This window comes from Zymobacter palmae, from assembly GCF_003610015.1.
GTDB lineage: Bacteria > Pseudomonadota > Gammaproteobacteria > Pseudomonadales > Halomonadaceae > Zymobacter > Zymobacter palmae.
In genome coordinates, this window is the sequence record NZ_AP018933.1 from 972,629 (window position 1) to 989,153 (window position 16,525).

General features: G+C 57.7%; 13 protein-coding genes. 12 read left to right on the forward strand and 1 reads right to left on the reverse strand.

Going from position 1 to position 16,525, the window contains the following annotated elements:
- The first annotated feature begins 89 nt into the window (after positions 1-89).
- The 10 genes from mraY to lpxC all read left to right on the forward strand — a co-directional run bounded on the left by mraY (position 90) and on the right by lpxC (position 12,355).
- Positions 90-1,211 (forward strand): phospho-N-acetylmuramoyl-pentapeptide-transferase, encoded by a 1,122-nt coding sequence (mraY, locus tag ZBT109_RS04285; protein WP_027705327.1) that lies wholly within the window; start codon positions 90-92, stop codon positions 1,209-1,211.
- A 12-nt stretch (positions 1,212-1,223) separates the two neighbouring features.
- Positions 1,224-2,588 (forward strand): UDP-N-acetylmuramoyl-L-alanine--D-glutamate ligase, encoded by a 1,365-nt coding sequence (murD, locus tag ZBT109_RS04290; protein WP_027705328.1) that lies wholly within the window; start codon positions 1,224-1,226, stop codon positions 2,586-2,588.
- A 9-nt stretch (positions 2,589-2,597) separates the two neighbouring features.
- Entirely contained in the window at positions 2,598-3,785 is a 1,188-nt protein-coding gene (gene ftsW / locus ZBT109_RS04295) for a putative lipid II flippase FtsW (protein ID WP_051523857.1), read from the forward strand.
- A gap of 83 nt (positions 3,786-3,868) precedes the next feature.
- Positions 3,869-4,939 carry an undecaprenyldiphospho-muramoylpentapeptide beta-N-acetylglucosaminyltransferase gene (gene murG, locus ZBT109_RS04300; RefSeq protein WP_027705330.1) on the forward strand — a complete coding sequence of 357 codons (1,071 nt, stop codon included), beginning with the start codon at positions 3,869-3,871 and terminating at the stop codon, positions 4,937-4,939.
- Between the two features lie 58 nt (positions 4,940-4,997).
- Entirely contained in the window at positions 4,998-6,407 is a 1,410-nt protein-coding gene (gene murC / locus ZBT109_RS04305; protein ID WP_051523869.1) for a UDP-N-acetylmuramate--L-alanine ligase, read from the forward strand.
- Positions 6,404-7,360, forward strand: coding sequence for a D-alanine--D-alanine ligase (locus ZBT109_RS04310; protein ID WP_027705332.1), 957 nt, complete (start codon positions 6,404-6,406; stop codon positions 7,358-7,360). Before murC ends, ZBT109_RS04310 begins: the two co-directional genes overlap by 4 nt.
- Positions 7,361-7,476: 116 nt before the next feature.
- A complete protein-coding gene (locus tag ZBT109_RS04315) occupies positions 7,477-8,211 on the forward strand; it encodes a cell division protein FtsQ/DivIB (RefSeq protein ID WP_027705333.1) in 735 nt (244 codons plus the stop codon).
- A gap of 518 nt (positions 8,212-8,729) precedes the next feature.
- Positions 8,730-10,031, forward strand: a complete 1,302-nt coding sequence (ftsA, locus tag ZBT109_RS04320) for a cell division protein FtsA (protein ID WP_027705334.1) — start codon at positions 8,730-8,732, stop codon at positions 10,029-10,031.
- 34 nt (positions 10,032-10,065) lie between these two features.
- Positions 10,066-11,232 (forward strand): cell division protein FtsZ, encoded by a 1,167-nt coding sequence (gene ftsZ, locus ZBT109_RS04325; RefSeq protein ID WP_027705335.1) that lies wholly within the window; start codon positions 10,066-10,068, stop codon positions 11,230-11,232.
- Positions 11,233-11,446: 214 nt separating this feature from the next.
- Positions 11,447-12,355 carry a UDP-3-O-acyl-N-acetylglucosamine deacetylase gene (gene lpxC, locus ZBT109_RS04330; RefSeq protein WP_027705336.1) on the forward strand — a complete coding sequence of 303 codons (909 nt, stop codon included), beginning with the start codon at positions 11,447-11,449 and terminating at the stop codon, positions 12,353-12,355.
- Between the two features lie 192 nt (positions 12,356-12,547).
- Here lpxC and ZBT109_RS04335 read toward each other — a convergent pair whose 3' ends face one another.
- Entirely contained in the window at positions 12,548-13,018 is a 471-nt protein-coding gene (locus tag ZBT109_RS04335; RefSeq protein WP_027705337.1) for a DUF721 domain-containing protein, read from the reverse strand.
- Positions 13,019-13,065: 47 nt separating this feature from the next.
- On the opposite strand from ZBT109_RS04335, the gene ZBT109_RS13550 reads away from it, so the two are divergent.
- Positions 13,066-13,413, forward strand: a complete 348-nt coding sequence (locus tag ZBT109_RS13550; protein ID WP_084261818.1) for a hypothetical protein — start codon at positions 13,066-13,068, stop codon at positions 13,411-13,413.
- Between the two features lie 207 nt (positions 13,414-13,620).
- Positions 13,621-16,347: a preprotein translocase subunit SecA gene (gene secA, locus ZBT109_RS04340; protein WP_027705338.1), complete on the forward strand. Its 2,727-nt coding sequence runs from the start codon at positions 13,621-13,623 to the stop codon at positions 16,345-16,347.
- Positions 16,348-16,525 lie beyond the last annotated feature (178 nt).

Sequence of the window (16,525 nt, forward strand, 5' to 3'; positions counted from 1 at the left end):
AGTGGGCGATAGGTAGACTGGGGCGCGGGGCGGCAGTGGCGCTTCGGGCGATAAGAATTCACAACATGTTCAAAGGGTAAGTACGACAGATGCTCCTTCTGCTTTCTCAATGGCTGGTGCAGTACTCCAGCATTTTCAACGCCTTTACCTACAGCACCCTGCGGATGATCATGGCGACGCTCACGGCGCTGGCTATCTCGATTCTGATTGGTCCGTACATGATCCGCCGTCTGGTTAGCCGCCAGATCGGACAGGCCGTGCGCAGCGATGGCCCGCAGTCCCATCTGTCGAAAGCGGGCACACCCACCATGGGCGGTGTGCTGATCCTGATTTCGATTGCGATTGCGACCCTGCTGTGGGGCGATCTGTCCAACCTGTACGTGTGGATCCTGTTGATCGTGACTATCGGCTTCGGGGCGATCGGCTGGGTCGATGACTACCGCAAGGTGGTCGAAAAGAATTCACGAGGTTTGACGGCGCGCTGGAAATACTTCTGGCAGTCGCTGTTGGGTTTCGGTGTCGGTATTGTTCTCTATGTGGCGCATACGCAAGGGGCCGATCTGCCGTCCTTCCTGCAGGGCTACGGCACGCCTTCAGACAACAGCCTGCTGCTGCCGTTCGTCAAGAACTATGCCGTGCAGCTTGGTGTGGCCTATATCCTCATGACTTATCTGGTAGTGGTCGGCAGCTCCAATGCTGTCAACCTGACCGATGGGCTTGATGGGCTGGCCATCATGCCGACCGTGCTGGTCGCCATGGGACTGGGGGTATTCGCGTTTGCCAGTGGTAACGCCGAGATCGCCAGCTACCTGCATATTCCGTTCATTCGCGGGGCAGGTGAGCTCACTATTTTCTGTGCGGGTATCGCCGGTGCTGGTCTGGGCTTCCTGTGGTTCAACACCTATCCCGCTCAGGTCTTCATGGGTGACGTGGGTGCATTGGCACTGGGGGCAGCTCTGGGTTTGATGGCCGTCATCGTGCGCCAGGAAATCGTACTGGTGGTGATGGGAGGGGTGTTCGTGGCCGAAACGGTGTCGGTCATCCTGCAGGTCGGTTCCTTCAAACTGACCGGCAAGCGCATCTTCCGCATGGCACCGCTGCACCACCACTTCGAATTGAAAGGGTGGCCGGAACCGCGTGTTATCGTGCGCTTCTGGATCGTCAGCGTGGTACTGGTGCTATTGGGACTTGCTACCCTCAAGATGCGTTAAGGAGTCGATCGGATGAGTTTCGGTATTCCTGTAGGGGCTACGGCAGTGGTGGGGCTTGGCGTTTCCGGTCAGGCCATCATTCGTCATCTTGCGGCACAGGGCTGCTCGCTGGTGGCGCTGGACGGGAATCCCGACTCTCCCGGCGTTACATGGGTACGCACGCATTATCCTGATGTGCCTGTGTGGGCGGGCGATCTGGCCGTGCTGGATCTGACGCCGGCGGCCGAGGTCGTGCTTAGCCCCGGCATTGATCCGCATCAACCGGTGTTTGAGGCCGTGCGCGAGCGGGTCATTGGCGAGATCGGCATCTTCGCACGCCATCTGCCTGCCAGCATGCCGGTTGTAGCCATCACGGGGTCTAATGCCAAATCCACCGTGACGACACTGGTAGGTGCCATGGCTGAAGCCGCCGGCCATCGACCAGGCATCGGTGGCAATCTAGGCGTACCTGCACTGCAGCTGCTTGATGAAGGCGATCACGATCTGTACGTGCTGGAGTTGTCTTCCTTCCAGCTCGAAACTACGCCGTCGTTGCATACCCGCGTTTCTGCTTTCCTCAATCTCAGTGAAGACCACCTCAACCGACATGGTGACATGGTGGGCTATCGCGCCGCCAAGCAGCGCATCTTCCTTGATGCTCAGCACGCAGTCGTCAACGCGGATGACCCAGCAACATGGCCAGATGGTGAGCCCGCCTATGAAGTGATCCTGTTCGGGCTGGATGCTCCTGGCGAGGCCGAGTGGGGCATTATCAGCGATGCGGGTGGCAAGCTCTGGCTAGCGCATGGCGTGTTGATGGTGATGCGATTGGATGAACTGCCCTTGCAGGGGCTGCATCACTATGCCAACGCTCTAGCGGCTCTGGCGATTGGTACGGCGATGGGTTGGCCGATTGACGCAATGTGCAGCGTGCTGCGTTCGTTTAAGGGTCTAGAGCACCGTGCGCAGATCGTTGGTGAGTTTGACGGTATTCGTTGGATCGACGATTCCAAGGGCACTAACGTTGGAGCATCGCTGGCGGCTATCGAAGGCATTGGGCCGACCATCGACGGTCAGCTGATCTGGCTGGGCGGAGGTATTGGCAAAGGCGCTGATTTCACGCCGCTGGCTGAACCGCTGGCGCGTTATGCGCGAGCGGTGATCCTGTTTGGCCGTGATGCGGCCCTGATCGAGCAAGCGCTTGACGGTGTGGTCCCCGTGCATCATGCCGACACGATGGTCGAGGCTCAGGAGCTAGCACTGACGCTGGCCGAGCCTGGCGATGTCGTGCTGCTGTCCCCGGCCTGTGCCAGCCAAGATCAGTTCCGCAACTACAATGAACGTGGAAACATCTTTCGTGACAAAGTGATAGCGCTGGACGCGCGTCGGCACCGCTAAGGAGAGGGCATGAAGGAAAGAAAGGCAAAAGCCGCCGCTATTCCCACCCCGCATCAGCCCCGCAATGCTGGCATTATGATTTCGGCGATGGCGCTGTTGGCCATCGGTTGGATCATGGTGACCTCGGCCTCCAGCGAAGTCATGGGCAGTAACCCTTATTACTACAGCATCCGTCATGGCAGCTTCGTGCTGATGGCGATTGCCGTGTCGCTGGTGGTGATGCGCATCCCTATGACCTGGTGGCGTGCGCGCGGTGCGGCGCTGTTTATACTGGCCGTCATCCTGCTGCTAGCCGTGCTGTTGGTCGGGCGTACCGTCAACGGGTCGAAGCGCTGGATTGCGTTGGGGGTGCTCAACCTTCAGACCTCTGAGATCGCCAAGCTGTGCATGGTGGTGTACCTGTCCAGTTATATGGTGCGTCATCTGGATCGCGTGCGGACGACATGGCAGGGCTTCGGTATTCCGATCATGCTGGCTGGTCTGCTGGCTATCCTGCTGATGATGGAGCCTGATTACGGCGCAACGGTAGTTCTGCTGTCGTGCACGATGGGGATGCTGCTGCTGGCGGGAGCATCGGCACACCGTTTTTTCCTGCTCTTGCTGGGATTGCTAGGGCTCGGGGTGCTGATGGTCATCATCGAACCGTACCGTATGCAGCGTGTCACTGGGTTTCTTGATCCATGGGCGAGACCATTCGATACGGGTTATCAGCTGACCCAGGCGCTGATCGCGTTCGGGCGCGGTGGCTGGTCGGGTCTCGGGTTGGGCAATAGTGTTCAGAAGTTGCAGTACCTGCCTGAAGCGCATACTGACTTCGTGTTTTCGGTTTTGGCTGAGGAACTGGGGCTGTTTGGTTCCGTCGCCGTGATTCTGCTGTTCATCATGCTGGTTTGGAACGCTTTCGGTGTGGGCCGTGAAGCCGAGCGCAGCGGCCGATTCTTTTCCGCCTATGTCTGCTATGGCTGTGGCATGATCTTTGGATCCCAAGCGTGTATCAACATTGCCGTGAACGTGGGGCTGATGCCAACCAAAGGTTTGACCCTGCCGCTACTGAGCTACGGTGGTTCGAGTCTGCTGGTGTCGGGTGCCATGGTCGGACTGTTGCTGCGTGTCGATGGGGAAACGCGAGCGTACAAGGCCGCCCGCGGACGACGAGGGCGGCGCTCGCCAGAAGCTGTCAAGGAGGCTAGCGCATGAGCGCGCCTGAGAAGACATCCACTGCGACGGTAACCGCGCAGGATGCACATATACATGATTCACCCTCATCGCTTCAAAAAGTGATGATTATGGCCGGTGGTACTGGCGGTCACGTCATTCCTGCACTGTCGCTTGCCAAAGCACTGACGGCGCGAGGCGTCGAGGTCCACTGGCTAGGTTCACCGCGCGGCATCGAGAACACGCTGGTACCGCGTGCGGGTTACCCCCTGCATCGCATCAACGTGGCAGGGCTGCGTGGCAAAGGCGTAGTGGGCTGGCTGCAGGCGCCGTTTCGCCTGTGGCGTGCCGTGCGGCAGGCCAAGCGCATCCTGCGCGATGTCGCCCCCGGGTTGGTGGTCGGCATGGGCGGCTTTGCTAGCGGCCCTGGTGGTTTGGCCGCGCGACGCATGAAGCTGCCGCTCGTGATCCACGAGCAGAATGCGTTGGCCGGCATGACCAACAAAGTGCTGGCGCGTATGGCAACGCGCGTCTATACCGCATTCCCAAACGCGCTGCCTGATCGCGTTCGTCCGCAGGTCATCGGTAACCCGGTGCGCGACGAAATCGCAGCGCAGGGCGAGCATCTGCGCAGTGCCGATGATATGGCGGCGCGTCGTCTACGCGTGCTGGTACTGGGCGGTTCGCTGGGGGCCAAAGCGCTCAACGAGCGGCTGCCGCATGCGTTGGCGATGATGCCTGACAACGAACGCCCGGAAGTGCGCCATCAGGCCGGTCGCGACAAGGAAGAGAGCTCGCGCGAGCAGTATGCGCTTGCAGGCGTGCAGGCTAACGTCAGTGCCTTTATTGACGACATGGCCGAAGCCTATGAATGGGCCGATCTGGTAGTGTGCCGTTCCGGCGCGTTGACCGTGGCCGAACTGGCAGCGGCCGGCAAGCCATCGTTGCTAGTGCCGTTCCCGTTTGCTGTTGATGATCATCAGCGCTTCAATGCGCGTGATCTGAGCGATTACGGCGCAGCAGTCCTGATGCCTCAATCCGATATGACAGCAGAGCACCTGTATGAAACGCTGGTCGCTCTGCTCGACCCTGAAACACTTGCCTCCATGGCCGTGCATGCTCGCGAGCGTGCACGTCTTGACGCCATTGATGTGCTGGCAAGCGGCTGTATGGAGATTGATCTTGAGTCACATTGAATACTCTTCCGACACGGCGACCCCCGCTCGACCGGGGCGTGTCTGTTCGCGCGGCAATATGGGGCGTATTCGCCGCATCCACTTCGTGGGTGTTGGCGGCTCCGGCATGTGCGGCATTGCGGAAGTGCTGGCCAACCAGCACTTCGACGTCAGCGGCAGCGACATCAAGGCGTCCAGTGCCACTGAACACCTGACGAGCTGTGGCGTGAAGGTCAGCATTGGTCACCGTGAAGAAAATGCACACGGTGCCGACGTAGTTGTGGTCTCAACCGCTATCAACGAAGCCAATCCCGAAATTGGTTACGCACGCGCTCATCGCATTCCGGTCGTACGTCGTGCCGAGATGCTGGCGGAGCTGATGCGTTTTCGTCACGGCATCGCCATTGCGGGCACGCATGGCAAGACGACCACCACTAGTTTGACAGCCACACTGCTGGCCGAAGGCGGCCTTGATCCGACCTTTGTGATCGGTGGCAAGCTGACCAGTGCGGGTGCGAACGCGTGCTTGGGCAAGGGTGAGTATCTGGTGGCCGAAGCCGACGAATCTGATGCGTCCTTCCTGCACTTGCAGCCGATGGCGGCCATCGTCACCAACATCGACGCTGACCACATGGCCACTTATGGTGGCAGCTTCGAACGCCTGCAAGATGCTTTTGTTGAATTCCTGCATAACCTGCCGTTTTACGGGCAGGCCATCCTGTGCGTTGACGACGACACCGTGCGTGGCCTACTGCCGCGCATCAAACGTCAGTTCGTGACCTATGGCTTTTCCGACGATGCCGATTTCCGCATCCGCAACTTCACCCAAGCGGGTAACCTGATCCACTTCACAGCCGAACGTCCTGAAGGCTACGCACCGTTGGATGTGACGCTGGCCATGCCGGGGCGCCACAATGCCCTCAACGCACTGGCGGCCATTGCTGTAGCGACCGATACCGGCGTCGCTGATGACGATATCGTACGGGCACTGGCGGGCTTCAAAGGCGTTGGACGCCGCTTCCAGGTACACGGCAACTTCCCGCTGACCGATGGTGGCGAAGTGATGCTGGTCGATGATTACGGTCACCATCCGCGTGAAGTCGATATGGTGATTCAGGGAATCCGTAAGGGGTGGCCGGACCGTCGCTTGGTCATGATCTATCAGCCGCACCGCTATACCCGCACGCAGGATCTGTATGAAGAGTTCGTGCGTGTGCTGTCGGGCGTTGACACGTTGCTATTGATGGACGTATACAGCGCGGGCGAAGCGCCGATCAGCGGTGCCGATGGGCGTTCGCTGGCAGGCTCGATTCGTCAGCGCGGTCAGGTTGATCCGCTGTTCGTCGAAGACAAGCCTGCACTGCCCGCACTGCTGGGCAACGTGCTGCGCGACGGTGATATCGTGATTACACAGGGCGCCGGTGACATCGGCACCATCAGTCTGGCGCTGGCTAACAGTGGCATGAACATGGAAAAGGTCAAACTATGAGTGATCGTGACCGCGTCGCAGAGACGCTTGGCCGCGTAGTCGTATTGATGGGAGGGCGTTCTGCCGAGCGCGAAGTCTCCCTGGCCAGTGGGCGCGCCGTGCTTGATGCGTTGCTGCGTCAGGGGGTCGATGCCATCGCGTTCGACCCAGCCGAACGGCCGCTGCTGGAGCTGGGTGCGCTGAAGCCTGACCGCGCTTTCATCGCTCTGCATGGTCGCGGCGGTGAAGACGGCATGCTGCAGGGAGCGCTGGAATGGCTCGGGATCCCTTACACCGGAAGCGGCGTACTGGGGTCGGCGCTGGGCATGGATAAAGAGCGTACTAAGCATGTTTGGCGCAGCGTGGGGCTGCCCACGCCCGACAGCATGCTGCTGGACAGCCATCACGACTGGCAGAATGTCGCTGAGCGGCTAGGCTTCCCGATGGTCATCAAGCCCGTTAACGAGGGCTCGACGCTGGGGTTGAGCATCGTGCACAGCGCTGCTGATCTGGAAAAAGCGTGGGAACTGTCGCGTCGCTACGATGCGCAGGTCATGGCTGAACGTTTCATTGAAGGCGATGAGTACACGGTGGCGGTGCTGGGTGATGAAGTGCTGCCGTCCATTCGTGTAGAAGCGGCCTCTGGCTTCTATGATTATGAAGCCAAGTACACGCGCAACGACACGCTCTACCATCTGCCAAGCGGCTTGTCTGTTGAAGATGAGGCGGCCATCGCTGAGCTGACGCGCCGTGCGTTTAATGCCGCTGGTGCACGAGGTTGGGGGCGTGTTGATGTCATGCGCGATGCCCAGAACCAGTTCTGGCTGCTGGAAATCAATACGTCGCCGGGTATGACCGGGCACAGCTTGGTGCCGCAGGCAGCCGCCTATAAGGGTATCGATTTCGATACGCTCGTCGTCCGCGTAGCGGCCTCGGCCTCGCTCGAACTGACGCAGGCAGCACCAAAGCACTGACGTTGAGGTGTCGCAAAGACGCGCGCCGCTAAAGAGGGGAGGGCCTGTCCTCCCCTTGTTCTCTTTTTGCACCGGTGGCATGGCCGCCCTTGTACACAATCCCAACGAGGCTGTAGATGGCTGGACGCCTTACCAACCGCATGTTTGGACTCGTGCTCGTGCTGGCATTGCTCGTGGCAGGTGGGCGTTCGCTCTGGCTGTGGCTTGATCAGCCCGTGCGCCACCTGGACGTGCGCGACGACGCGCATCGCGTCAGCGGGCAGCAGCTTCAGCAGCGCATTGCGCCGCTGGTGAAAGGGTCCGGCTGGCTGTCGGTTGACCTACAGGCCCTGCGTGCGGAAGTGCGGCAAGTGCCGTGGGTGCACGAAGTCAGCATTTCCCGACGCTGGCCTGATACACTTCGTTTCGATATTCAGGAGCAGCAACCGGTCGCATGGTGGAATGATAGCCGTCTGCTGAACGCTCAAGGCGAGGTATTTGAACCGGGTCAGCAGAAGATAACTGAACGGATGCCTAACCTGTCAGGCCCCGATGAGCGTGCTGCCGACGTATTAGCGTATTATAATAGGTTACAGAGCGTACTGGCGAAGAAGCAGCTGACCATCACCCAGCTGACGCTGGAGCCGCGCGGAGCATGGCGCTTTCAGGTCGACGACAGTTTCTGGGTACTGATGGGGCGTTCGCAGGTCGAACCGCAGCGCGAGCCACGTCTGGCGCGCTTCCTGACCGCATGGGACCGCATGCTGTCGGGTCGTCGTGATCAGATTCGCTATCTTGATCTACGCTATCCAAACGGCCTAGCGATTGGCTGGCATGGGCAGACGGCAACAGGTAACGTATCGTCACGCTAAGATACTCAGCCCTTAAGTTCTATTGAATGAGTATCAAGTTGTCATTCATTCGGGCGGCTTGATTGCAATAGGTAACACTATTGCAGGTTTGTGGAAAAACTAATATCCGGTGGTCAGACAGGGCGATTTATGTTTTTTTAGCGTCCACTGACTCATAGAAACTGCAAAGTCTGGATATTTTCACGATCCAGCGATGACCTCTCGTGCAGAATGTTCTAACGTCATGCTATGGACTCTATAATTATCGCTGATGCCATGGCTCTAAATTGTCGCCCGCGCTTCAGTTGAATGACGAATCGACCGTTATCTCGTGGGCACATTAACTGCGTTTAACGGTCAGCGAATTAAAGTGTTCGATTTGTTATCGACAATAAACAGCAGCGATATGTGCTGAGTGGTAAGGCAGAAGGTCGGTGTCTTCACATCGGGACATGCACTACTGATATCAGGAAACAGGTATGCGCAGCAGCGATCGTAAGACTGCGCATAGTCATGAAATAAGGGAGTAAGCCCGACCTATGGCAGGACAATCCAACACTTCCAATATGGTCGTCGGGCTGGATATTGGAACATCCAAAGTCGTGGCGATCGTCGGCCAGCCCACTGATGATGGTGGGATCGAGATCGCCGGTATCGGATCACACCCCTCTCGTGGCATGAAGAAAGGGGTCGTCATCAACATCGAGTCGACCGTCCAATCCATCCAGCGCGCCATCGAAGAAGCCGAACTGATGGCCGGGTGCGACATTCACTCGGTGCATGTTGGCATTGCCGGTAGTCATATCAGTTCCATGAACTCGGATGGCGTCGTGGCGATCCGCGACCGCGAGGTCATGCCGTCCGACATTGAGCGCGTGATCGACTCGGCGCGGGCACGTGCTGTGTCTGAAGGGCAGCGTATCCTGCACGTCATTCCTCAGGAATATGCCATCGACAACCAAGAAGGCATCCGTGAGCCGCTCGGCATGTCGGGGGTGCGCCTTGAGGCGCGGGTTCACTTGGTGACCGCTGCACTCAATGCGGTGCAGAACATCGAGAAATGCGTGCGTCGATGCGGGCTGGACGTTGATGATATTATTCTGGAGCAGCTGGCTTCGAGCTATGCTGTATTGACGGAAGACGAGCGCGAGTTGGGCGTCTGCATGGTCGATATTGGTGGTGGCACGACCGATATTGCCGTCTTCACCGAAGGCGCTATTCGCCATACGGCGGTGATTCCGATCGCAGGTGATCAGGTCACCAACGATATTGCAATGGCATTGCGGACACCGACTCAGTACGCTGAGGATATCAAGGTCAAATACGCCTGCGCCTTGACGCGCATGGCGTCTAGCGACGACATCATTCGCGTGCCCAGTGTCGGCGATCGACCTGCGCGTGAGCTGAGTCGTCAGGACCTCGCTCAAGTTGTTGAGCCGCGCTACGAAGAGCTGTTCACGCTGGTGCGTGAAGAGTTGCGTCGCAGCGGTTATGAAGATTTGGTGGCGGCCGGGATCGTACTGACCGGCGGTACCTCGCGGATGGAAGGCGTGACCGATCTAGCGGAAGAGATCTTCCGCATGCCGGTGCGTGTGGCCTGTCCGCAAAACGTACGAGGATTGGCCGATGTCGTGCGCAATCCCATTTATTCGACTGGTGTGGGGCTGCTCCAATATGGCATGCAGCATTCCCAGCCAGCGTACGGCGCTGAAACGTTTGATGATGTACTGCCCCGCCGTGAGGATGGCGCTAGACGCAAGCCAGCACGGACCAGTCTGACCGGGGAAGGCCTCTCTTCAACGATCGAACGTATTCGGGGCTGGTTCAAGGGTAATTTCTAGTCAAGACCGCAAAGCGGTTAGGGAGACGGGGCTTATGTTCGAGCTGGTAGACAATGCGCCATCCAACAATGCGGTCATCAAGGTGATCGGTGTGGGTGGCGGCGGCGGTAATGCCGTAAACCACATGGTCGAAAATAGCATTGAAGGGGTTGATTTCATCTGTGCGAACACCGATGCGCAGGCCCTGAAACGCGTTGCGGCCAAAACAGTACTTCAACTGGGTAACGAAATCACCAAGGGTCTTGGTGCAGGCGCTAACCCGGAAGTCGGCCGCCAGGCTGCAATGGAAGATCGGGATCGCATTGCAGAATTACTGCAGGGTGCCGATATGGTATTCATCACCGCAGGAATGGGTGGTGGTACAGGTACCGGTGGAGCCCCCGTCGTGGCGCAGGTCGCCAAAGAGCTGGGTATTCTTACCGTCGCCGTTGTCACGCGCCCGTTCCCCTTCGAAGGACCGAAGCGTCAGCGTGCAGCAGAGGAAGGGATGAAGGAGCTGTCGGAGCACGTCGACTCTCTGATCACTATCCCCAACGAAAAGCTGCTGACTGTGCTGGGCAAGAATGCCAGCTTGCTGACGGCTTTCAGTGCCGCCAACGATGTACTGCTTGGCGCTGTACAAGGTATTGCTGAACTGATCACCAGCCCGGGTATCATCAACGTCGACTTTGCTGACGTGCGTACCGTCATGTCTGAAATGGGCATGGCAATGATGGGTACCGGGGTTGCCGTAGGTGAGAACCGAGCGCGCGAAGCGGCCGAAAAAGCCATTCGTTCACCGCTGCTTGAAGACGTTAACCTCAACGGTGCACGCGGTATTCTGGTCAACATTACCGCCGGCCCGGATCTCTCCATCGGTGAGTTCAACGATGTAGGGGCGACCGTTCAGGAATTCGCTTCTCAGGATGCGACCATCGTGGTGGGCACTTCCATCGACATGGATATGTCCGATGAGCTGCGTGTTACCGTCGTGGCAGCAGGGCTTGACGGACTGCGTCAGGAACGCCCGGCAACACGCGAACATCATGCTGCGGCCTCTCGTGCTGAGAAGACGGACTATCGCAAGCTTCAGCAGCCGACGGTTATGCGTCAGCAGGCCGCTAAGGAACGTGAGGAAAAAACCGAGCGTCCGCGTCAGAAATCGCGCGATCTTGATGATTACCTCGATATTCCTGCGTTCCTGCGTCGTCAGGCCGACTGAGTTCAGCACTACCCTCGCAGCGCAGGCAATGCTTGCCGTGACTGCTTTATATTCATCTGCTCCTTCTCGCGAAGTGAGCAGATGAATTGTGAATAAAAAAAGTATTCTCTGGCATGAGATTGCAAAACGAACAGTGTTCGTTGGTTTGGTGCTTACTGAATGTTACTATTGACTCCAACTTGCACCGATGCATTCCCTGCGTGGCCTTGTACCTATGATCCGACAAAGAACCCTGCAAAACACTATCCGCGCCACCGGGGTGGGTCTCCACTCTGGTGAGAAGGTCTATCTCACGCTCCGTCCGGCAGCTGCCAATACCGGGATCATTTTTGTTCGTACTGATCTTGACCCCGTTGTTCAGATCCCTGCGCACCCGGAAAACGTGCATGACACCATGCTGTGCACTGCGGTAGAGAAAGACGGCGTCCGCGTCGCGACTGTCGAGCACCTGATGTCAGCCTTGGCTGGTCTGGGTATCGACAATGCTTACGTTGAAGTCAGTGCGGCGGAAATTCCGATTATGGACGGCAGTGCGGGACCGTTCGTCTTCCTGATCCAGTCTGCGGGCATTCAGGAACAGAACGCGGCCAAGCGCTTCATCCGCATCACCAAGCCTATCGTAGTCAACGTTGACGATAAGCGCGCTGAATTTCACCCCTTCAATGGTTTCCGGGTGAAGTTTATGATCGACTTCGATCACCCCGTTTTCGAGCACCAGCGCCAGACAGCGTGTGTCGACTTCTCGACAACCTCGTTTGTCAAAGAAGTTAGTCGTGCTCGTACGTTCGGTTTCATGCGCGATCTTGAACACCTGCGCGCACGCAACCTTGCGCTGGGCGGTAGCCTCGACAACGCTATCGTAGTGGACGAGTACCGTATTCTTAACGAAGACGGTCTTCGCTACGAAGATGAATTCGTACGCCATAAGATCTTGGACGCTATCGGCGACCTGTATCAGCTTAACTATGGCATCATCGGTGAGTTCATCGGCTATAAATCAGGTCATGGTGTTAACAACCAACTGGTTCGCGAGCTGTTGAAGCAGCAAGACTGTTGGGAATTCGTGACCTACGAAGACAGTGAGCCCGCTCCTATCTCCTATGCAGCGCCTGCAATGGCGTAATAAGGGATACAGGGAAGGCATGGAGAAACCGGCGATCAGCCGGTTTTTTCATTTCTGGACGGTGTAAAGACGATCTGAATTACGTGTGGAGGGAGGGCAATGCGCGGGCGTGGGCTTCGTTAAGCGCTGCGTAATGTCATAGTAGCGACTACATTTATCTCCTCTCGTGCGCATTGCTTGCCTTAAGGTAGGCTAATCTTGGGGAGGCGGGGCGGCATGGGCTGCCAGTCGTTGCAGTGCCTTCTGCAGGGCCGGGTCCTCAATATCATGTGCACAGGCAGTGATATGCTCGGCGGCTTGCTCAGACAGAATGCGTTTCTGGACCAGTGGGGCGCGCGTCTTGCGCAGCGGCCGCACCTTGAAGTTCAGCCGTAGGATATCTTCCAGGCCGCGCACGCTGGTAATGACCTGCAGCAGGCGCACACGCTCGAAGCGCAACCATGTTAGCCAAACCGCGCGATCCGTGAGCAGTGTCAACTGGCCGTCATGATGACCGCCTACCATGACATGGTCTTTCATTTCGTCAGGCAGTACGCGATCAAGCTGACGCTGTGCCTGTTCGATCAGATGTGCCGAGTTCATCAGCGACCCGATGCCGTGGCGTGGCGAAGACAATAGTTGTGCGATGGGCTGGGCGCGACTTTTTCTGGCCTTTATACTCATGGCGTAATTGTCCACCTGGCAAAAGAAGACGATAGCGATATTCATTGATGACTGAGTGCAATGTAACACATCCACACCGTTGGCAGCGTACGCGACAGCGCTGGTGGGCCGGTTTCCTTTTCGGATGCCTGCTGCCGGTCACGCTGTGCCATCCGGACGCCTTGGCGCGTCTGGACGCGCTATCGGTGCGCTTGACTCAGGTGGCCTTGCACATGTCGGGGCAGGTTAGCCTGCGTCAGCGTCGCACTCGTTTGAGGCGGGGTCATCACCGTCTGCAGCGTCGCGTTCATCGCCTCTTGGGCCGCATCTGGCAGTGTGCCCGTATCTTGTGCCGTCATGTGGCCGACGTCGATGTCCTGTCGCGAAGAGGGCCACCGAAGAGCCTGTTGGCATAAGATCTTCAATGGCCTGTATGACCGCCGATGTGCTGGTGCGCTGTGAATAATCGGGACCAACGCTTGAACAATGTCCGACGCGCCCTCATCAACACAACACCATGCGGTGTTATCTGGCAGTTTCTGCGGCCTTGATCCTTTTGCATGCGATGACGAACAACACGCTCTACGACCTTTTTTACTGTCACTATTTGACCAGGACTACACATGTTTTTAAGCACTCTGTTCCGCAGGATCATTGGTAGCAAGAACGACCGGGAACTCAAACGCATGCGCAAGGTGGTGGATGCCATCAACGCGCTTGAGCCGCAGATGGCCGCACTCTCCGATGATGAACTGCGCAACAAGACCCTCGAATTCCGTGAGCGTTTGAACAACGGCGAAACGACCGATCGGTTGTTGCCGGAAGCGTTTGCTGTTGTGCGTGAAGCGGGCAAGCGCGTCATGGGGATGCGCCACTTTGACGTTCAGCTGATCGGTGGTATGGCGCTGCATGAAGGCCGTATCGCTGAAATGAAAACCGGTGAAGGTAAGACACTGGTTGCTACGCTGCCGACATACCTCAATGCCCTGACTGGCAAAGGGGTGCACGTTGTCACCGTCAACGATTACCTTGCCACCCGTGACGCCAATATCATGCGTCCGCTGTATGAATTCCTCGGCCTGAGCGTCGGCGTCGTCACTTCTGGGCAGATGCCTTATGAAAAGCGCGATGCCTACGCTGCCGACATCACCTACGGTACCAACAACGAGTACGGCTTCGATTACCTGCGCGACAACATGGCGTTCTCGCTCGAAGAGAAGGTTCAGCGCCCGTTGCACTATGCGCTGGTGGATGAGGTTGACTCCATCCTGATCGACGAAGCGCGTACACCGTTGATTATCTCTGGTCCCGTCGACGACAACGTTGAGTTGTATCGCAGCGTCCATCAGCTGGCCGTTCAGCTGGTGCCGTGTGAGAGCGATGAAGAAGAAGCGTTAGAACACGGCGATTTCACCATCGACGAAAAACAGAAGCAGGTCGAGCTGACCGAACGCGGTCACCAGCGTGTTGAAGAAATGATGCTGTCCTCTGGGCTGCTGGCGGAAGGCGATTCTCTATACGCGGGGCAGAACTTGGGGCTGCTTCATCATGTTAATGCCGCTCTACGGGCCAATCATCTCTATCAGCGTAACGTCGACTACATCGTGGCCGACGGTGAAGTGGTGATCGTTGACGAACATACTGGTCGTACAATGCCGGGGCGCCGCTGGTCGGAAGGTCTGCATCAGGCGATCGAAGCCAAGGAAAACGTCGAGATCCAGAAGGAAAGCCAGACGCTGGCGTCCACGACGTTCCAGAACTACTTCCGTCTTTACGACAAGCTGAGTGGGATGACCGGGACCGCGGATACCGAGGCCTATGAATTCCACGATATTTATAAGCTCGACGTGCTGGTGATCCCGACTAACCGTCCTCTGGCGCGCAAGGATCATAACGATCAGATCTTCCTGACGGCAGAAGAGAAGTTCATTGCCATCGCGGAAGACGTTAAGCGCACGGTAGCCGAGCAGCGTCCGGTGCTGGTCGGTACGGCATCTATCGAAACGTCTGAATTGCTGTCCGATCTGCTGCGCCGCCAGGGCATTCCGCACAGCGTGCTCAACGCCAAGCACCACGACCGTGAAGCAGCCATCATTGCGCAGGCGGGTCAGCCGGGTGCGGTGACTATCGCCACTAACATGGCCGGTCGTGGTACCGACATCATGCTGGGCGGTAACTGGGAAGCGGAAGTTGCTGAGCTTGAAGAACCGTCGGACGCTGAAATCAACGCGATCAAGGCGCGCTGGCAGCAACGTCATGATGCCGTTATCGCGGCAGGTGGTCTGCACGTCGTTGGGTCCGAACGCCACGATTCACGCCGTATCGACAACCAGCTGCGCGGTCGTGCTGGGCGTCAGGGTGACCCGGGTTCCACTCGCTTCTATCTGTCGCTGGAAGACAACCTGATGCGTTTGTTCGCGGCCGATAAGGTTAAGCGCGTTATGTCGATGTTGGGCATGAAGACCGGTGAAGCCATTGAGCACCGCATGGTGTCCAATGCCGTTGAGCGGGCGCAGAAGAAGGTGGAAAGTCACCACTTTGATGCGCGTAAGCAGGTACTCGAATACGATGACGTGGCTAATGATCAGCGTAAGGTAGTCTACCAGCAGCGCGACGATATCCTGTCTGCAAATGACATTTCCGATAACATCCATGGCATTGCCGAACAGGTGATCGAATCTGTCGTTTACAGTTACATTCCGCCGGAGAGCCTGCCGGAAGACTGGGACATCGAAGGTCTGGAGCGTCATCTGCGCGAAGAGCTGAATCTTGAAAGCCCGGTCAAGCAGTGGATGGACGAAGACCCGTCGTTGAATGATGCAGGTCTGATCGAGCGTCTGCGTCAGGAACATGCCGACGTCTATCAGGCTAAGCGCGCCGAAGTGGGCGACGAGATGATGAACCGCTTCGAGAAGCAGGTCATGCTGCAGGTGCTCGATACGCGTTGGAAGGAACACCTCCAGCTGATGGATCACTTGCGTCGCGGCATTCATCTGCGCGGTTATGCGCAGAAGAATCCGAAGCAGGAATACAAGCGCGAAGCGTTCAACCTGTTCCAGCAGCTGCTGTCTGATATCCGTTCCGATGTCGTGCGCATTCTGAGCCATGTGCAGGTGCAGCGTCAGGAAGATGTAGAGCGTCTTGAACAGGCACGCCGTGAGCAGCTCGAACATGAACGTCAGAGCAGTCATGAAGAGCGCTCTGACGATGCATTGGACGATGCCGCGCTGGACAGCGCAGAGCAAGTGGCTGCTGGTGCTGATGGGCAGGATCCTCGCATTAGCCGCAACGCGCCGTGCCCGTGCGGTTCTGGCAAGAAATACAAGCAGTGCTGTGGGCGTCTGAGCTAATCGCTTATTCGTCTTCGACGACGCGGGGCATGTCCATCAGGGCATGCCCCGCGTGCGTTATAGGGAAGAGGTAAGTCGCGAAGCGGCGGACAATTGGGTTGGTGCGTATCGCAGGGCTGGCGTCGTCCGCCCTGACATGGCATAACAGATAGGCTGTTTTTATTCTTTCATTCTGTAG

Excerpts from the sequence above, each read along its gene's own strand:
- mraY (WP_027705327.1), top strand. The coding sequence starts at position 90 with ATGCTCCTTCTGCTTTCTCAATGGCTGGTGCAGTACTCCAGCATTTTC.
- murD (WP_027705328.1), top strand. The coding sequence starts at position 1,224 with ATGAGTTTCGGTATTCCTGTAGGGGCTACGGCAGTGGTGGGGCTTGGC.
- ftsW (WP_051523857.1), top strand. The coding sequence starts at position 2,598 with ATGAAGGAAAGAAAGGCAAAAGCCGCCGCTATTCCCACCCCGCATCAG.
- murG (WP_027705330.1), top strand. The coding sequence starts at position 3,869 with ATGATTATGGCCGGTGGTACTGGCGGTCACGTCATTCCTGCACTGTCG.
- murC (WP_051523869.1), top strand. The coding sequence starts at position 4,998 with ATGGGGCGTATTCGCCGCATCCACTTCGTGGGTGTTGGCGGCTCCGGC.
- ZBT109_RS04310 (WP_027705332.1), top strand. The coding sequence starts at position 6,404 with ATGAGTGATCGTGACCGCGTCGCAGAGACGCTTGGCCGCGTAGTCGTA.
- ZBT109_RS04315 (WP_027705333.1), top strand. The coding sequence starts at position 7,477 with ATGGCTGGACGCCTTACCAACCGCATGTTTGGACTCGTGCTCGTGCTG.
- ftsA (WP_027705334.1), top strand. The coding sequence starts at position 8,730 with ATGGCAGGACAATCCAACACTTCCAATATGGTCGTCGGGCTGGATATT.
- ftsZ (WP_027705335.1), top strand. The coding sequence starts at position 10,066 with ATGTTCGAGCTGGTAGACAATGCGCCATCCAACAATGCGGTCATCAAG.
- lpxC (WP_027705336.1), top strand. The coding sequence starts at position 11,447 with ATGATCCGACAAAGAACCCTGCAAAACACTATCCGCGCCACCGGGGTG.
- ZBT109_RS04335 (WP_027705337.1), bottom strand. The coding sequence starts at position 13,018 with ATGAGTATAAAGGCCAGAAAAAGTCGCGCCCAGCCCATCGCACAACTA.
- ZBT109_RS13550 (WP_084261818.1), top strand. The coding sequence starts at position 13,066 with ATGACTGAGTGCAATGTAACACATCCACACCGTTGGCAGCGTACGCGA.
- secA (WP_027705338.1), top strand. The coding sequence starts at position 13,621 with ATGTTTTTAAGCACTCTGTTCCGCAGGATCATTGGTAGCAAGAACGAC.